The following is an 18082-nucleotide window of genomic DNA, read 5'->3' on the forward strand; positions in this document are numbered from 1 at the left end:
ATTCGGCAAGGGGGGGGAATTGGGGTTGCATTCGCCATTCGCGAATAGAGAATATGCACACATGAAAGCTCAGGATGTCATGGTCGCACTCAAGTTGCTCAATCCCGACGCGCCTCAGGGTTATGCCCTTTTGGGGCAATCGGTGGGTTTGAGCGCTTCGGAAGCCCATGCGTGCGTGCGCCGGTTGGTCGAGTCTCGGTTGGTCGAGCCGGTTTCGCGGCGGGTTAATCGCCAGGCGTTGCTGCGTTTTTTAATCAACGGGCTTCCCTTTGTTTTTCCGGCCAGTCTGCAGGCCAGTACCCGGGGCGTGCCGACCGCTTGGGCGGCCCCGGTGCTCAGCCAACGACTGGTGGCCAACGAGCCGCCGCCGGTTTGGCCCGACCCCGAAGGCACCGTGCGCGGTCAAGCGGTCAAGCCTCTCTATCCGAGCGCCGTCGCAGCAGCCGGGCGCGATCCGCAGTTTTATGACTTGCTCGCTTTGGTCGACGTGCTGCGCCTCGGTCGGGCTCGGGAGCGTAAAATGGCCGAGGAGGAATTGGAGAAACGGCTAAAGGAGGCCGTGGCATGATTCTGCCCTCCATTCTGGCCGAGGTGGCCGCGCAGCTCGATCCGCTCGAACTCAACTACGCGTTCGTGGGCGGCTCCATCGTGGAATTTTTGGTGGACCACCGCGGACTTTCGCCGGTGCGGCCCACCGACGACCTGGACATCATCGTCGAGGTGGTCACCCAGCGCCACTACGCCGAGGTGGAGCGCAAGCTCCGGGCCGCCGGGTTTGAACATGACACCTCGCCGGGTGCGCCAATTTGCCGGTGGCTTTATCGCGGGGTGATCGTGGACATCATGCCGACGAGCGGCGCCTTGATGGGGCTCAACACCCAGTGGTTCGCGGAGGCGCTCGCCTCAGTCCAATTGGAATCGATCAACGGGGTGCCGCTGCGGCTGATTTCGCCGGTGGCTTTTATCGCGACCAAGTTGGCGGCGTTTGCGGACCGCGGCCGGGGTGATTATTACGGCAGCCATGATCTGGAGGACATCGTGGCCGTGATCGACGGGCGGGCGCGCATCGTGGAAGAACTGGCGGAAGCGGAAACCAGCCTGCGAGCCTTCGTGCAGGAAGGTGTCGCACGGCTGATGGGTGCAGCGGATTTTCAGGAATCACTGGCGGGGCATCTGCCGTTTGATGAAGCCAGCCAGCGCCGACTGCCGGGGTTGAGGAAAAAGCTACAGGCCCTAGCCGCTATCGAACCGAAACCGTAAAACCGCCCCAGAGAAGGGATCTTAGTAAGTCTGCTCTACTACGATCAACAGCCTCGAACTGCGATTATCTCGTACCAACCGCACACATAATTTGCGCGGTTGGGGATCAAACTATATTGTCTAGCAGCCCGTCGGACTGAAAAAAGCGGGTTCGGGCCAAGTCCCCGGCCCGCGCGCCAACTTTGAGTGTGGCGGATAGATTTTGGGGCCTAAAATACTCCTTCGGGCTGTGGCCCGTTGGATTAGGGCGGTTAATCAATGGCGCGTCCGGATTTTTTTGGTGTTTGAGGGTTGGTTTTCCTGCGTTGGCGAGGTTAGGCCGGCCGCAGTTTGGCGTTGAGGCGATGAAGACGCTTAAAGTTGTAGGCCAGGCACACCAGCTCCCATTCGAGGGATACTTTTTCCAGTCCGCGCATTAAAAAACGTCGGAAGCCGAGCGCCTCTTTTATAATACCAAAAATCGGTTCAATGGTTTCTTGCCGTAGTTTATATAGAGCCTGTCCCGAAAGCATAAAAACCTAGCAGTGAACTATTAGCATAAGTTTAATGATGCCTAAAGAGGGGTAATTCCCTGGTTTTGGTCAAAAAAAAGCCGCTATAATCGGCCATGAAGTCAAAACCCGTATCCGCCACCTCGGCCATTGCCCTGCAACGCTGGTTGCGTCCGGCGCTAACGCCAGTCGGTGCCAATAAAGATTACGCCGAGTTTCGCCAGCAATTGGAAGGACTCGACGCGTTGTTGCGTGGCAGCCACTTGGAGACGATGGCGATGGACTTTGCCAAGGCGGGGGCAGGCCAAGCCAGTGTCGCACAACTACGCCAGCGTATGGAGTTTGCGCTCAAAGCGTTACGCTTTGAAGTGTTGCGGGTGCATTTGGGCAACATATCCTTTCGCGAGCTTTCCCGTAGCATTGCCTCAAGTGATTTACTGGCGGATTTTTGCGGTGTTCGCACGCTTGAGGGAATCAAGGGGGCGTCCAAAAGTGTGCTGGAGCGGGCCTCGAAGTTTTTCACCGCCGAACAGGTGCGCTGGATGGGGCAAGTGTTGGTGGAGATGTGCGGCGAGAAGGATCGCGCCACTGAACTCGGGTTGAGCGCGCCGCTGGACATGGATGTTTGCCTCATCGACGGCACGTGCTTGGAGACCAACATCCACTTCCCGGTGGACTGGGTGCTGTTGCGTGATGTGTCCAAGACTTTGCTCAAGGCCATGATTTTAATCCGCCGCGCTGGACTGCTCCACCGTATGCCTGAAGAGCCGGAGTGCTTTGCCAAGCAGATGAACAAGTTGTGCATGTCAATGACCCACGCAGGCCGCCGCAACGACGCCAAGCGCGCGCGTAAACAGATCCTGCGCAAGATGAAGACGCTGTTACGCACGATCGGAGAACATGCCCGCCGCCACCGCGACCTGTTGGCGCAGAAGTATAGCCAAACCCATTACAGCCAACGCCAAACCAAGCGGATAACCACCCGCATCGACGCTATGCTCGGCCAACTGCCCGCCGTCATCAAGCAGGCCCACGAGCGCATCATCGGCGGACGCCCGGTGCCCAACGACCAAAAGATCCTCAGCGTGCATGAACTTGATGTGAACGTACTGGTTCGCGGCAAAGCAGGGAGCCAAGTCGAGTTTGGCAACTCGTTGCTGTTGAGCGAGGCGCTCTCCGGTTTAATCACCGACTGGCAACTCTACCAGGGCGCGGCTCCGGCAGAATGGTGCCAACTCGAGGAAAGCCTGGCGCGGCAGAACCGCTTTGACCTGAGTGCGCCGATTAGCGCGGTCGGCACCGACCGCGGCTTCGCCACCAAAAAAACTTCCGCAATGCTCAAGCAACAAGACGTTTACGATGCGGTATGCCCGCGTGATCCGCACGCGCTCAAGGAGCGTTTGAGCGAAAAACGCTTCGCCCAATTGCAGCGGCGCCGTTCGGCGACCGAAGCGCGCATTGCGATCCTCAAACAACGCCTCGGCGGACGCTTGCGCTGTAAAGGGTTTGCCAACCGCTACCGTTCGGTGGGTTGGAGTGTACTCGGTCACAACCTCTGGCTGGTGTCACGAATCCTTGCCGAGGAAATAACACTTCCGCTGGCCGCTTAATTCAATTTTCCGGCAAAAATGTGAATAACCCTGGGGCTCGCCCCGGCTTTGCCGTACCTTACTACCGCGCTTGGGGGCGGGAAAAATCGATTCGGGCCGCCGTTTAACGTCGCTGGGGTGATTCGTGCCACCTCGTTCGCCCGCAATCCCAATGGACCTCTGCGCACTTTTTAAAAATCCGGAAATTTGGGACAGGCTCTATATAACGCTCGTCCGGTGGCCGTAGCGGTGCGGTGGATCATGCGTTCGGCGAAGCTCGCCTCGGGGCCCGGTTGCGGCGGGTCTTCGTGCTGTTCGAGTTGGGCGATCGTGCGGCCATGCGGCTCCCGTTTCATCGCTGCATATACAGTTACGCCCGTTGTGGTTGCGTCCGGTGCGGACTCGGCCTTTGTCACCGCCGCTTCACTCACAAAACCACTGTCAATCAGTACGTTCGCCACCTCAATATGTTGCGCGATGGCCGCCAGGTTTGGCTCAAGCTGCTGTTTATCATTGGGCGCATTACAGACCCGCGCACCGACGATCAGGCGCGAGTCGGTGTCGGCCCCGGCTTGTGCATTATAACACTGCTGGAAGCCGTTGCCCGTTTTCATAATCCGGCTGACTTCATCGGTCAGGTTGACCTGGTCTTTCGTGCCCGGAGTGGGGTCGGGCTGAACGGGAACTGGGCCACGCGGTTTTTTACCCGTGTCGGCTTCGGACGCGGAGCGTTTTGCCATTTTAGCTTCATACTCAGCTTGTTCCGCCTGAAACCGCAGATGCGCCCGGGCCTCGATTTCCGCCTTGGCCTTGGCCAACGTCGCCTTGCGCTCCTCGCGCCGCTGGATCTCTGCGGGGATCGTCAACCCGTCTTGCAGCGGGATCGCGTCCGCAGCGTCGGCTTTGCGCAACAGTTCAGCGATTTCCAGATCAAGGACTTCCATCGTCTTAACCGCATGGGCATAACTCACCGCCGAGTGCTTGCTGGCGTTGGCAAGTATTTTGGTGCCATCGACGGCCACCGTGACGTTGCCGATCTTTAACACTCCGCACGCCGCAGACATCTGAAGTAATTGAGCAAAAGCTTTTTGCACCAATTTCCGGTTCTCCCGGCGGAACGTGCAAATCGTATCGTGGTCGGGGTGCGTGTCGGCACAGAGCAGGCGCACTGCCACGTTTTCATAGGTCGTGCGCTCAATTTGGCGGCTGGAAAAAACTCCCGTCGCGTAACTGTAAGTCAGTAAACTCAGGAGCATCGACGGCGGGTATTGCGCACTGCCGCTCCCACGCTGATTTACGGACACCGAACTGACGTCGATCAAGTCAACCGCATCGATGACAAAATGCACCAAGTGATCCGGCTTCACCCAATCCCGCAGGTCGGGCGGCAGCAGTAACGGAGTGCGCCGATCAATTATAACGAACTTGGTTGCCATGGAACTACTTAGTTACGCTTTTAATTGGTAGTCAATATAATACAAATATTTAATGCGTTTATTTTTCCAAGTCCGACAGGCTCCTAGATCCCGCAGTTGAAGTTCAGGATGCGGGTTTGGGGAGCCAGTCGTCGGGGTTGAGAGGGTTAAGCCAACAGAGATAACGCTCGAATGTTTGCTGTGGGTTCAACTGCGGCGCAATTGAGCCAATTGCCAACGTTCGAGCCTTTGATAGGAAAGACTTATCGCAGCCCACCATTTTTCGCCGACACTCAGTTTGAGGGTTTTCTGTCGGCCGCTTTCAACGAGTTTAGCAGGCATGACCAGTAGGTCGTCACGGCTGGTGATCGCCTCGCGGTGACAGCCTTCTTCCTTGAGCACCCGCACAAACAAGCTCCACAGGTTGTAGGTGAGAAGCAGCAGGCGGGCGGCCGTTTCGCTGACCACGCCTTTGCCGCTGCAAAAGCCGCTGAAGCCCCACTGGTTTTTGAGTTCATCAAAGACGTTCTCCGCGTCGCCGCGTTTGCGATACGTGAGTACGATCTGTGGGGGCGTGGCTTGCTGCACATCCAGATTGGTCACATAGGCGCAAAATTCCTCTTGGTCCAAGCCCCAGAACACATCCTGCGGCGTTGGGTTGGCGGGCTTGAGTATGCGGGTAACGATGACCCGCCGCTCACAGCTCCAGCCGTCGAGCTTTACGCGGATCTCGGCGTATTGCTCCATGCCAATGCTAGGCTGTCCGTCCCACTCCGGCCACGGCACGTTGGCGATGGCTCGGCGCACGTTGGCTGTTAGCTTCAGCTTGAACAGATAGCGCGGGCGGGCGACCCCAGGCATCTCGTGCCAGGCCATTATTTTTTCCTGCGCAAAGCCAATGTCGCCCCGGTTGAGTTGCAGGCGGCCAGGCACATCGGGATGCGACCAGACTCGTTCCATCGCCTCGATCCAGTGGCCCGCGCTGACCTCGTTTCCGGGCCGCCACTCCATGTAAAGGGCAAGGCGTGTGCCCGCGACCACACACAGCAAGGGATGATGACTGCCCCGCCCCGGTTTGTGCGGATTATAGCCGCGTGCGACGTCCTCTTGCTTTCCGTAGCGGGTGTTCACGGTCGAATCCCAATCGCCGACGAACGCTGTGGGCAGGGCTGCGTAAAGATCACCTTCACTCCACGCAAGCCACGTGCGGGCCTGTTCACGAGGCACCTTTTCCATCATCCGATAAAGCGCATCTTCACCGCACAGGCGGCCCTTTTTCATACCCAAGATCACCGCCAAGGCTTGATCGTCTTGCACGCGTCGGGCGTGGGCGAAGCGTCGACCGCCCATGAGGCAATTGAACATGAATGCCTGCACCACATCGCCCACCGGCGTCGCGTTCGGGCTGCTGCGCTCAAGCGGGAATCGTCGCGCCAAATCGGCGACCACTCCGAGCTGCTCAAGGTAGTGACTCCATGCCGCCGCACCACCATAGGGCGTGAATCGGTCGGTCGAGTCCGTCACCGCCACCGCGCCTCCCGCACACTCAAACCGGAACCGATCCTCCCTTTCACCCTGCGGGTGAAGGCCAATTACTGCCGTTAGGTTGCTCATAGATCCCTCTTATAAGCAACTTACGTTCCCACCTACTCATGCGAACTGCGGCTTATAGGATTATACGGGTAACGCCGATCTGAATCCATTGAGCATCGGAGATCTCGTTACAGTTACGTGCATGGATGGATTTTTCCGCTAGGCCGGCCAACGGAGCGAAGAACGATTCACTCGGGATTAGTGATGATAAAGATGTTGCCATTATGGGGCCCCAAGACCCCCTAAACAGCAATATCAAGCATTTATAAAATCTTTTTTGCCGGGCATCCCGACTCAATATAAGCCTTCAGCGCCGTTCGGCGTAACCGCATCCCACACCCATTTTTCCAGCCTCCAAGATCACCCTGTATTGCCCGCGCGGGGCATCTGCCTACGTCAAATCACCCCAAAAACTGAACACCGTTGTGCGAATCAATGGAGTGCCGCCCAGCGCTGGGGGCAAATCGTAGCGAGGATTTTACAGGAAAACTTCCCCGTACTCGGCCCTGAACCGCCTTTGGCCACCGCCCCAAGCTGATCGCGCTTCCGTTCAGCCTGCCGCAACACCATTATACCGACTGGCAACGCCCGCCGGCCGTACTTTCTATTGCCGGATTTAGGTTCAACGCAACCCGCGCACTCTCGCGCGGCCCTTGTCCATACTCCTGCACGTAGATTTTATAGAACTGCGCGTAGCTCCCAAAACCCGCCTCATACGCCAGCTCCGTCAGCGTCCGCGTGCCCCCCGCCGCACGCCGCAACTCCAAAAACCGCCCCAACCGCGTCGAGTTACGATAACGGCTCAGCGGCACACCCACTTGCCGCGCAAACACCCGGCTCAGATACGCCTCGCTCACCCGGCAGCGTTTCGCGAGCCCCGCTAGATCATCCTCCCACGTGCCGTCGCCCAGCAGCTCCAGCGCATGCCGCACCGCCGGATGCAGCTCCACCGCGCCGTCCGTCGCCAACCCGCCGCGCTGACACCGCCAGCAGAGCAACAATAGGTGCCGCAGCGCCGCGTTGAGCGCGTCCGGATCACCGTGCTCAAACGAAAAATCCGACCCTACCCCGAAGCCCGCCTCGCGGTTGAGTACATCGCCATCCAGTCCGTCCACCACGGTCACCTCCATCGTCTTCCGGATTAAATCAAAAGTCGCCGGCTCCAGCACCGTGTTCAAAACCCCGTCCACTTCCGTCTGTTTACGCTTCAGCCCTTCATAACCCGCCCCGCGCGCCGCCTCCGCGATCAAGGCCGGCTTGAACACCGCGACGTAATTCTGCGCGTCGTCCGAGCGGTTCACCAACTGGTGTTCCTGCGCAGGATACATCCACAATAGCGACCGATTCCCAAACGTGAACCGCCGCCCGCCGACCACATAGGTTATCGTCCCGCGCACCACCACGTTCAGCTCCAGCTCCACATGATGATGCGGCTTCAGCACAGGCGGATTCCGCGCCGATTCCGCCAAAAAAAGAAATCCATCATAACGCGGACCCAATTTCAAATCCTCCAACATATCGGACAAATAATGATAACTTTAGGCCGCGTAGCAAGAAGACACCCCGCCCAAGACCTAGTATAAATGATAACTCTCATTGCCTCTGCTTATGTCTTCACCCCGCTTTTTCGGTTCATTACCCACCGGTGAATCGGTCCATGCCTATACCTTGACCAACCCCTCCGGCGCGACCGTAACCATCCTCACACTCGGCGGTATCGTCACCTCCCTCCGCTTGCCCGACCGCCACGGAGCCTTCGCCGACGTCGTTCTAGGTTTCGACAACATCGCCGCCTACGTCACCAACCTTCCCTACTTCGGCGCCATCGCCGGCCGCGTCGCCGGCCGCATCACCGCCGGACGTTTCACCCTAGACGGCGTCACCTACCCCCTTGCGATTAACAACGGCCGCAACCACCTTCACGGCGGCGTGCGCGGTTTCGATAAACACGTCTGGTCCGCCACGCCCGTTACTCGTCCTGACGGCGCCGATTCCCTCCTCCTCTCCCGCCTCAGCCCTGACGACGAAGAAGGCTACCCGGGCAACGTCTCGGTCTCCGTCACCTACACGCTCACCGCCGACAACGCCCTCGTCATCGACTCCGAGGCCTCCACTGATCGCGCCACTCCCTTAAGCCTCACCCACCACAGCTACTTTAATCTGTCCGGCCACGACGCCGGCTCCGTCGCCGATCACACCCTGCAAATTAACGCCGACGCCTTCGCGCCCGCCGACGCCACCATGACCCTTCTCGGCCTCCGCGAACCCGTCACCCCCGCCAACGATTTCCGCCAACCCCGCCGACTCGGCGACGCCATCCCTCACCTCCACCAGCGCCACGGCGACCTCTACTTCCTCCCCGCCGCTTCCGGTTTGCGCGAAGTCGCCCGCCTCAGCGATCCCGCCAGCGGCCGCGTCATCACCGTCCGCACCACCGAGTCCTGCCTGCAACTCTACGTCGGCACCGCACTCAGCAACCCGCACACCGGCCTCTGTCTCGAATGCGAAGGCTACCCCGACGGACCCAACACCCCCGCCCTCGGCGACATCATCCTGCGCCCCGGCCACCCCCAGCGCCACACCACCCGCTACGCCTTCACCACCGCCCCTTAAACTTAATCTTACCCCTTAAACTTTTAGAATCATGTCCGACCACGCCGTCCTCCCCGTTCCCACCAAGCTCGACTACTCCCTCACCGGCGAAAGCGCCACCCGCGCCATCGAGCGCGGCCTCGCCGAGGCCGAGTGGTATCAATGCCCCATCCCCCGCGAAACCATGCGCAAGCTCCTCGAGCGCCGCGACGGCCCCGCCCTGCGCGACACGCTCCTCTGGTTCGTCCTCATCCTTGGCTCCGCCTACGCCACCTACGCGCTCTGGGGCAGCTGGTGGGCCGCCCTGCCCTACGCGTTCTACGCTGTCCTCTACGCCTCGACCTCCGACTCCCGCTGGCACGAGGCCGGTCACGGCACCGCTTTCAAAACCGATTGGATGAACAACGTCCTCTACGAGATCGCCTCCTTCATGGTCATGCGCGAGTCCACCGTCTGGCGCTGGTCCCACACCCGCCACCACTCCGACACCATCATCGTCGGCCGCGACCCCGAGATCGCCGTCCCCCGCCCGCCCGACCTCAAAGCACTCCTCCTCGGCTTCTTCAACGTCAACGTCTATCCCTGCTACTTCAAAAAAATCTTCCGCCATGCCTCCGGCCGCATGTCCGCCGACGAGAAGACCTACATCCCCGAAACCGAGTTCTCCAAAATTTACCTCAAAGCCCGAGTCTCCGTCGCCATCTACGCCACCGCCATCGCCACCGCCATCGTCACCCGCAGCATTCTCCCGCTGCTATTCGTCGGCCTCGCCAACATCTTCGGCTCCTGGCTCATGGTCGTTTACGGCCTCACCCAGCACACCGGCCTCGCCGAAAACGTTCTCGACCACCGCCTCAACTGCAGGACGGTCTATATGAATTTCATCCACCGGTATCTGTATTGGAATATGAACTACCACGTGGAGCACCATATGTTCCCTCTGGTGCCCTACCACAACCTGCCCCAGCTCCACGCCGCCGTGAAGGACGACTGCCCGACGCCCTACCCGAGCCTCTTCTCCGCCTGGCGCGAGATCATCCCCTCCGTCCTCCGCCAGGTCAAAGACCCCGCCTACCACGTCAAACGCGTCCTCCCCGCGCCGAAGTCCCGCGCCGCCTCTAACTCCCCGCTACCCGCCCCTCGCTCCCCGCTACCCGACGCCCAGGGCTGGATCGAAGTCTGCGCCGCCGCCGACCTCGGCCCTTCCGACGTCATCCGCTTCGATCACGGCAAAAAAACCTACGCACTCTACCGCGACGACGAACGCAAGCTCTACGCGACCGACGGCATCTGCACCCACGGCAACACCCACCTCGCCGACGGACTCGTGAAGGGCAAAATCGTCGAGTGCCCCAAGCACAACGGTCGCTTCAACCTCGCCGACGGCTCTCCCGCGCGAGCCCCCGTCTGCCGCGGTCTCGCCACCTATCCCCTAGAGGAACGCTCCGGCCGCCTCTGGCTCAACGTCGCCCACTCGGGCGGCTCCGGCGCCCGCTCCGAAAAAACCTACCACCTCCGCGTCGTCTCCAACCGCAACGTCGCCACCTTCATCAAAGAACTCGTGCTCGAGCCCATCGACACCTCTGAAAAAATTGCCTTCACCCCCGGCGACTACCTCCAACTCGACATTCCCGCCTACGCCGAAATCCGTTTCGCCGACTTCGACATCCCCGAGCCTTACGCCTCGGTCTGGCGCACCCAGCACGTCTTCGACCTAGTCGCCAAAAACCCCGAGGCCGTCCGCCGCAACAACTACTCCCTCGCCTCCAACCAAGCCTCCGAGCGCGTCCTTCGCTTCAACGTCCGCATCGCCACCCCGCCCCCCGGCCAGGCCTGCCCTCCCGGCGTCGGCTCCGCCTACGTGTTTAGCCTCAAATCCGGCGACACCGTCACCGCCATCGGCCCGTTCGGCGACTTCCACCCCAAACCCACCCAACGCGAGATGGTCTACATCGGCGGCGGCGCCGGCATGGCCCCGCTTCGCGCTCACCTCTCGCAACTCTTCGAGACCGAGCACACCGCCCGCCGCGTTTCCTTCTGGTATGGAGCCCGTTCCAAACAGGAAATTTTCTATGAAGACTACTTCCAAACCATCGCCGCCGCACACCCGAACTTCGCCTTTCACCTTGCCCTCAGTTCTCCGCTTCCCGAAGACGCCTGGACCGGCCACACTGGCTTCATCCACGACGTCGTACTGGAAAAATACTTACGCGCCCACGCCAACCCAAAGGCAGTCGAATACTATCTCTGCGGCCCGCCCATGATGATCAAAGCATGCGTCAAAGTCCTCACCGACCTCGGCGTCCCCGCCCACCAAATCGCCTACGACGAGTTCTAATCAGACCCCAGAGTTCTACCACGAAACACACCAAACACACGAAAACCGATCAACTGAAACCAAGGCCATGCGCATCCCCTGCCACACCTCCTACTTTCGTGTATTTCGTGGTTAACCCACCCATGTATCTCAACGACCGCACCACCGACGCGCCCAAGCTCCGTGTTTACCTCAACCTCGACAACCTGTTCGACCTTCGAGCCGACTCGATTTTTCCGCCAGCGCTGGTCGCAGACACCACCGCGCGCGACGCCCGTCTCGCCGCCGACGGTTTCGAGGGCGTGCAACTCACCACGCCCGCCGGCACTCCCGCCGACACCACGCTGCCCTTCTGCGGTCTCGCCCGCATCAACACCCCCGCCGAGGCCGATCCCATCGCGCAAAAACACGCAGAGCGCGGTGACCAGTGTCTCACCGTCCACATCGCCTGGGGCATCGAAAACGACGACGAGGTCGCCCGCCTTGTCGAGGCCACCCTCGCCGCCTCCGCCCGCCACCACCTCCCCATCTTCATCGAAACCCACCGCGCCACCATCACCCAGGACATGTGGCGCACTGTGGAGCTCACCAAACGTTTCCCCGAAATCCGCTTCAACATCGACCTCTCCCATTACTACTGCGGCCAAGAGATGGTCTACGGAGATTTCGACCACAAGCTCGCATTCATCCAACCCATTCTGGACCGCACCGGTTTTATGCATGGCCGCATCGCCGCTCCCGGTTGGATACAGGCTCCCATCGAGAACCTGCACGACAAACCCCGTCTCGCCCACGGTGCCGACTACCTCGCCGATTTCCGCCAAATGTGGACGCGCTCCATGGCCGGTTTCCGTCGTCACGCCGGCCCGGGCGACGTGCTCATTTTCGCCCCTGAGCTGCTCACCAGTCTCTACTACTACGCCCGCAAATTCTCTCCCGATCACCACAAGCCAACCGAAGAAACTGACCGCTACGCCCAAGCGCTGCTTTATCGCGATCTCGCCCGCGATTGTTTCGCCGCCGCCGGCTGAGGACTTCGATTGCGCCGACAAGCCTAAGGGCGACAAGCCGAAGGGGCCAAGCCGAAACATGTTAACATTTGGGCGTGACGCAGGGTCTTTTGTTTTAGCGGGGATGGGAGCAAGCAAGGGCGAGACAGCGAGCCGGATTTGAGTGGAGGGTTTCGAGGATGACAGGGGTGGAGGCCGAAGGAAAGTGGGAGGCAAACAGACGCAGGACGGCGCTACGAAGCAGAGCTAGGTTGGCTAAGGCATTGACATTGCGGGTGCGAGAGTGGTCCTCGCCAAAGAGGGCGTCGCGTCGCCAGTGGTTGCGATTTTCAACCCCGGCCCAGTGGCCGCGGATCAAGCCCAACCATTGGGCCGGGGTGTGCGCATCGGGCAGGCGGCTCGATAGGTAGTAGCGTGTGAGCGGCTTACCCTCACCGGTATGTTTGACCACGCGGTGGGACCGGACGATGACCAGCGTGCGCACGAAAGGGTGCCCGATCGTCTCGGGTTCGATGGCAAGGGCCTTCAACTCCCACTGGTTGATGCGTCCTTGGCCGGGTTCGGTGTGGGCAAAAAAAAAGGGGGCGCAAGCGGCCCCTCGCAGGCCTGGGCGTAGGCATGCATCTTGGGCTGGTTGCCTTTGAGCTGCAGGAGATAATCACCGCCGCGCTCGACGATCGCCCGGGCGGTGTCTTTTTGACAGTGCAGGGCATCGGCTGTGACCACTTTTTCGTCAAGGGCTGGGCCGTTGATTATCGCTTGGGTTGCGCTGGGTTGTTCGCTGCGAGAAGGGCCCTCTTTTTGGTCGATTACCACCACGGTAAACGGCGTGCCGTCTTCGTGGTCGGCCAGGGTGAGCAGTCCCACTTGATCACGGATCATCTTGCCGTCCATGGCCAGGGCTGCGGGTAAACTGCCGACTTGGGCGGCCAGCCAGCCGCTGAGTTTCTCGGCGAAGGCTGCCGGATCGAGCCGGGTGAGGACCTGATAAAAAACACTGTATCCAGGCACCGTCCAGAAGGCCTTCGTCCCGACCTTGCGCGGCAGGCACAACTCGCGGCGCTGGGCTTGGCTGAGGGTGGTGGCGAAGCGCGCGATCTCGGCGATTTCACGCCGTCCGGCCATCAGCGCCATCGCCACCAGTGTGAGCACCGGGGCGATGCGGTATCGGGTGTTGGCCCCACGCGGATCAGGCACCGTGCGCAAGAGCTCCAGCAGGCTGCCTCGCTGCACGGCGAGCAGCGGCATCGTGCCCGATGGGGCCGCCCGCAGCCCCGCCCGGTGCACCTCGGGTAAATCCGCCTCGCGCAAGCAGCGGCGAGCCCCGCTCATAAGTTCGCGCAGCCACAACTTTTTGGGACTGTCGTTGGCCACATAAAAGTCCGCTCGGTGCCGACTGTAACCCGCCGTGGTGCCCGCCGCCGTCCAGTTGCTCGCCTTGTAACAGGTTCCCTCGAAGGACTCTGGATTAGTAAAAGTTTCGGCGAGTAGCGGGGTGTAACCAAACTGGGTATGCCATTGGTCGGCGAGTTCGCGCAGCACCAACCCGAGCACCTGCGAAGCCAGGTTCGGTTCGCCTCCCTTGGGGGTGAGCAGGAGGAACCGGCGGTTTTGCACGATCAGGCTGAGGCACTCCACCCGCGTAGTCGCACTCCAGCCAATCCACTGGTCGCGGTCCTTGAGTGCATAACAGGCCGGCCCCCACACCAACAGCGCGACAGCTTGCCCGCCTCGTTCGACCACCTGCCGCAGGTAGTCGCCCACAGGCTGCCCAGGCCCAAGATAATGCCGATCTCGAAGCTGTTGGTCGAACCACTCATGCTCTTGGGTTGCGGCTACCCTGTGAGCGGCGGCGCGAACACCGTCTATTTCTGGCGGTTACAAAATCACCTGTCGTAAAAGCCGATGACCGGCCCCGCCAGGGGCCGGCTTTCGAGACTGGTCAGCTTGCGGGTTCGTCGGCCAGGCGGTCTTTCATGCGGTAGGATTTGCCCTCGATGACGACGGTCTGGGCCCGGTGCAGTAGGCGGTCCAGGATCGCCGCGGTGATGCCAGCGTCGTTGTTAAAGATCCCTGCCCAGTGTTTGTAGGCCTTGTTGGTGGTGACGATCAGCGAGCCGCGTTCGTAGCGTTGGCTGACGATCTGGAAGAGCAGGTCGGCCCCCGACTTGTCGAGCGGCAGGTAGCCGACCTCATCGAGCACGAGCACCGCAGGGGTCATGTAACGCTTCAACTCGGCTTGCAACCGGTGCAGGGACTGGGCGGTGACCAGGGCGTTGATCGCGTCCACCGCCGTCGTAAACAGCACCGTGTAACCCGCCTGGCAGGCCGCGTAGCCCAACGCGCTCGCGAGATGTGTCTTCCCAAGCCCCACACCACCGCAAAACACCGCGTTGGTGCGCTCCTTGACAAAGCCCAGTTCGAAGAGGTGCCGCACCTGCGCTTCGATCAACTCCTTGGGCCAGTCCCACTGGAACTGGTCGACGGTTTTCTTGACCGGGAAGCGCGCCGCCTGGATACGCCGCTCCAGCGCCCGGATCTGGCGGTCCTGGGTCTCGGCCTGCACCAGTCGGCGTAAAAATTCGGCGTGCGAACAGCGCGCCTTGGCCGCCTCGGCGGTCAGTTCGCCGTGGTGGCGCAGCAGGTAACCGAGTTTCAGGTACTTGAGTTGATCTTTTAATAAATCGTTTTTTTCGGGTTCTGTTTTCATTGGGTATAGGGGCTTAAATCCGGGGGCCGTAGTTCGAGTTCCAGTGCGGCCAACGCGTCGGCGCGGGTGAGGTGGATCGGCCCGGCTTGCGGCAAGGCCCGCGCGCGTTGTTCGAGCAAGTTGAGGATGTAATCGCTGGAGTAGGCGCCGAGTTCATGGGCGCTTTCGATCGCCCGGCCGACTGCCTCCGTTCCATACAGGGCCACCAAACCCACGATAGTCGCCAGGTGGTGTCCCGCGTTGAGCCGGCGCTCCTCCAGCCCCCGTTGGTAGGCGGGTGCCGCCGGGCTCAGTTCCAAAAACCGTAGCCGCAGGCGCTGCCGCGCCCCCTGCCGTTTGCGCTCCTCGAGTTCGCGCACATGCTCGGGGTTTTCCACATCGGCGCGGCGGGCAAAACTGCGGGCGTGCTCGGCCACCAGGGTGCGTTCCGCAAAAAACCTCACCTGCGCCCCCTCGATCTGCGCGGTGAGTAGCGCCCCGGCAAACTTCGTGGGCACCGAGTAGCGGTTCGTTTCGATACTCACCCGGCACCGCCGCGACGCCCGCACGCTTAAGGTGCGCACCGCCGGACTGGCCACCGGGTTAAGCGGCAGGAGCGCAGCGCGCTCCTCGGGCAGCCGGTCCACCGGCCGGCCCTGGGTTTCAGCGTGAACGCGCACGTTGGCCACCGTTTCCAGCCACAAGCTGGCGGCCGGCCCCAGCTCGGTAAACCCGTTCATCTGCCGCCCGCCAAGGAAGCTTTTTTTCACGTAACCCACCGCGTTTTCCACCATGCCCTTGGACTGCGGATGCCCCGGCCCGCACGCTTTTATCGTAAACCCGTAGTGCCGGGCAAAGTCCAGGTACTGGGCGTTGTACACCGGGTCGGTCCCGGGCACATGCGAGAGGACGGCCGTCTTGCAGTTGTCCACCATCACCTCGCGCGGCACCCCGCCGAGTTTTTCAAAGGCGCGCCGGTGACAGCCCAGCCACCACTCCTGGCCCTGCCCGAGGGTAAATTCCACATGCAGGAACCGGCTGTACCCCAAAACCATGACGAAAAAACTTAAAGCCCGCCGGGTGCCGTCCACCTCCACCGCGCCAAAACTGCCCCAGTCCACCTGCGCGGTCTGGCCGGGGGCAAACTTGAGGGTAAGAAACGCCTCCAGGTTCCTCGGCCGCACCCGCCGCACGTAGTCTTTCAAAATTGAATACCCGCCCGTGTACCCCCGCTCGCGCACCTTTTGCCAGAGCTGCATGGCGGTGAACGGATGGGCCTCCAGCCAGCGCGCGATCGCCGGCTTGTGCACGTCGAGCTTGCTTGGCCTAGGCACCTGCGCGGCCTGGCTGCGCACGTACTTTTCCTGCGCCTGCCAGCGCCTCACCGTCTGCACGTGCAACTGGAGCGAGCGGGCGATTTGCGGCGCACTGTGACCGGCCGCCTCCGCCTGTTTTATCCGGCAATACAGTTCGTAATCGATCACGCGCCCACCTCCCGGCTCGGCGGCGGCGTTGCCGCCAGCGTGTGCGTTGGCCTGCCCCGGTCCAAGGAGAGCACCTGGTAAAGTGGCGCGGCGTAGGCGATCACCCCGGCCTCGATTAACTGCCGGCGCGCCTCGACCAGGCCGTCCTCGCTGAGCGTGAGCAGCCGGGCCAGGGTGCGCGTGGCGTAGTAACTCAGCCCGTCGGCGTCGCCCACGGTGACCAGGACCAGATAGAGGCCCCAGGCGGGGGCACTGGCCCGCCCCAGGTAATTGCCCCGCACCAGCCGGTGGTCCAGCCAGCTAAACTGGGCCGGCGTGCGCCGGAGTTGTTCGCGATCGATCGGTTGTTTTTGCATAATCGGGCGGCTGGACGTCGATGCCCAGGATCACCCGCCCCCGGGATTGCAGGTGTCGCAGCATGGGTTCGAGGTCCTCTTGTAACGTCACTCCGGCGAACTGCGCGATAAGCCCCACGAGCACAGGGTTTTGCGACTCCCATCTGTCTTGTAACGGCACGCAGGGATTCGGTAACGCCACCTCGGCGACCGGCTCGGCTTTAGGCTGGTGCACAACGGATTGCGTAGTTGGGATGTCTTGTAACGCCACCCGCCGTCGCGGCCCCCTCCGCCTTGAGTACCCCGGATTGGCCTTCCGCCACTCCTGCACCCGTTGGACATTTTCTGGGCCTTTCCAGTGGTCGAGGTTCTCCGGCTTCGCCAACCATTTGGCCTGACTGGCCGCCCGGCTCGCCCGTCGGCATCCCGGCTTCCCGCAGTAGCGCTGACGCTCGCGGTTATGCGCGTCGGGCAGAAAGAAATCGACACAGTGCAAACACTTGCGTGAACCGGTTGGATGCATCGCTGTGCATCCGCCAAGCGTCCCGCCGGTTCAATCTCCACCCATTCGCACCCCTCATATCCCCAGCCGGACAGGGAAGAAAACCCACCCACGGAAGAAGAGTATTACTCTTTTTAAGGGGAAGAAGATCCACCGAAGAAGAAGTGCATTCCTAACCGCCAGAAATAGACGCTTTCCCGCTCGCCGCTCACATGGGAGTGAGCAGGGCGGCGACGATGCTCTCGGTCGGTGCAACGAAGTCGGTGCAGGCTGCGAGACTTAGCAGGTAGGAGGCGTCGCCTACCCCGGGCGAAAGATCACGCTCGATGATCCGAGGGAAGCCGGGGCCGACGCGAAAGGTGTCGGCTTGGCGCACCGCGTAGCCGGTCGCGGCGTAGCGATGGGCATGCAGATCGAGATAGCGGGCAGCGAGTAATGCGTCCTCGAAGGCCTCTCGCGCCGCCGGCAACTCCCCGAGGGCGGCGCGTACCTGTGCCACAAGGGCTGGTAAGGTGGCCAAGCCTCCCTCTTGTGCCTCCAACATGAGCACATAAAGGAACAGGATTGGGCCATGACTATCGTCGAGTTGACGCTCACTAGAGCCTCCTCGAAAAGCCTTTCGCAACGGGCGTATTCCCGCCCCGGCCGGCCACTGGGGGCGCAAACAGCCCTGAACGAACTCGGTTTACGTGTTCACGAAAGGGCGGCGGCCTAAAAACAGCCCCGGCCCCATCACCAAGGTCGCTTTTCCAACGGCGAAGTCCACGGCGGTTCGCTCCGGGGCTTTTGCACCGAACTAATTGAA

15 protein-coding genes and 1 pseudogene are annotated in these 18082 nt (G+C 61.3%); 6 read left to right on the top strand and 10 right to left on the bottom strand.

Annotated features, from left to right (window positions below; genetic code table 11):
- Window positions 1-61: 61 nt before the first annotated feature.
- Window positions 62-568 (top strand): hypothetical protein, encoded by a 507-nt coding sequence (locus H2170_05140; protein ID MCS6299470.1) that lies wholly within the window; start codon window positions 62-64, stop codon window positions 566-568.
- Window positions 565-1260, top strand: coding sequence for a hypothetical protein (locus tag H2170_05145; GenBank protein ID MCS6299471.1), 696 nt, complete (start codon window positions 565-567; stop codon window positions 1258-1260). Before H2170_05140 ends, H2170_05145 begins: the two co-directional genes overlap by 4 nt.
- Window positions 1261-1574: 314 nt before the next feature.
- Here the strand turns inward: H2170_05145 and H2170_05150 are convergent.
- Window positions 1575-1766, bottom strand: a pseudogene (locus tag H2170_05150) (transposase).
- 101 nt (window positions 1767-1867) lie between these two features.
- Between H2170_05150 and H2170_05155 the strand changes: the two are divergent.
- Window positions 1868-3361: a hypothetical protein gene (locus H2170_05155; protein ID MCS6299472.1), complete on the top strand. Its 1494-nt coding sequence runs from the start codon at window positions 1868-1870 to the stop codon at window positions 3359-3361.
- A gap of 170 nt (window positions 3362-3531) precedes the next feature.
- Here the strand turns inward: H2170_05155 and H2170_05160 are convergent, their stop codons facing one another.
- The 3 genes from H2170_05160 to H2170_05170 form a co-directional block, all read right to left on the bottom strand.
- Window positions 3532-4776, bottom strand: a complete 1245-nt coding sequence (locus tag H2170_05160; GenBank protein MCS6299473.1) for a transposase — start codon at window positions 4774-4776, stop codon at window positions 3532-3534.
- 186 nt (window positions 4777-4962) lie between these two features.
- Complete coding sequence (locus H2170_05165) at window positions 4963-6369, bottom strand: transposase (protein ID MCS6299474.1); 1407 nt, start codon at window positions 6367-6369, stop codon at window positions 4963-4965.
- A 548-nt stretch (window positions 6370-6917) separates the two neighbouring features.
- Window positions 6918-7769 (bottom strand): helix-turn-helix domain-containing protein, encoded by an 852-nt coding sequence (locus tag H2170_05170; protein MCS6299475.1) that lies wholly within the window; start codon window positions 7767-7769, stop codon window positions 6918-6920.
- A 187-nt stretch (window positions 7770-7956) separates the two neighbouring features.
- On the opposite strand from H2170_05170, the gene H2170_05175 reads away from it, so the two are divergent.
- The 3 genes from H2170_05175 to H2170_05185 all read left to right on the top strand — a co-directional run bounded on the left by H2170_05175 (window position 7957) and on the right by H2170_05185 (window position 12288).
- Window positions 7957-8961 (top strand): galactose mutarotase, encoded by a 1005-nt coding sequence (locus tag H2170_05175; GenBank protein MCS6299476.1) that lies wholly within the window; start codon window positions 7957-7959, stop codon window positions 8959-8961.
- A gap of 31 nt (window positions 8962-8992) precedes the next feature.
- Entirely contained in the window at window positions 8993-11278 is a 2286-nt protein-coding gene (locus H2170_05180; protein ID MCS6299477.1) for an NADH:ubiquinone reductase (Na(+)-transporting) subunit F, read from the top strand.
- A gap of 122 nt (window positions 11279-11400) precedes the next feature.
- Window positions 11401-12288 carry a hypothetical protein gene (locus H2170_05185; GenBank protein ID MCS6299478.1) on the top strand — a complete coding sequence of 296 codons (888 nt, stop codon included), beginning with the start codon at window positions 11401-11403 and terminating at the stop codon, window positions 12286-12288.
- A gap of 94 nt (window positions 12289-12382) precedes the next feature.
- Here H2170_05185 and H2170_05190 read toward each other — a convergent pair whose 3' ends face one another.
- The 6 genes from H2170_05190 to H2170_05215 all read right to left on the bottom strand — a co-directional run bounded on the left by H2170_05190 (window position 12383) and on the right by H2170_05215 (window position 17902).
- Window positions 12383-12796 (bottom strand): hypothetical protein, encoded by a 414-nt coding sequence (locus H2170_05190; protein MCS6299479.1) that lies wholly within the window; start codon window positions 12794-12796, stop codon window positions 12383-12385.
- Window positions 12793-14136, bottom strand: a complete 1344-nt coding sequence (locus H2170_05195) for an ISAs1 family transposase (GenBank protein MCS6299480.1) — start codon at window positions 14134-14136, stop codon at window positions 12793-12795. The genes H2170_05190 and H2170_05195 overlap by 4 nt, the downstream gene beginning before the upstream one ends.
- Before the next feature lie 73 nt (window positions 14137-14209).
- Window positions 14210-14977, bottom strand: a complete 768-nt coding sequence (locus H2170_05200) for an ATP-binding protein (GenBank protein MCS6299481.1) — start codon at window positions 14975-14977, stop codon at window positions 14210-14212.
- Window positions 14974-16440, bottom strand: coding sequence for an IS21 family transposase (locus H2170_05205; protein MCS6299482.1), 1467 nt, complete (start codon window positions 16438-16440; stop codon window positions 14974-14976). Before H2170_05205 ends, H2170_05200 begins: the two co-directional genes overlap by 4 nt.
- Window positions 16437-16796, bottom strand: a complete 360-nt coding sequence (locus tag H2170_05210) for a hypothetical protein (protein ID MCS6299483.1) — start codon at window positions 16794-16796, stop codon at window positions 16437-16439. The genes H2170_05205 and H2170_05210 overlap by 4 nt, the downstream gene beginning before the upstream one ends.
- 689 nt (window positions 16797-17485) lie before the next feature.
- Window positions 17486-17902, bottom strand: coding sequence for a PD-(D/E)XK motif protein (locus H2170_05215; GenBank protein MCS6299484.1), 417 nt, complete (start codon window positions 17900-17902; stop codon window positions 17486-17488).
- Window positions 17903-18082: the final 180 nt, after the last annotated feature.

This window comes from Opitutus sp., from assembly GCA_024998815.1.
Taxonomy (GTDB): Bacteria; Verrucomicrobiota; Verrucomicrobiia; order Opitutales; family Opitutaceae; genus Rariglobus.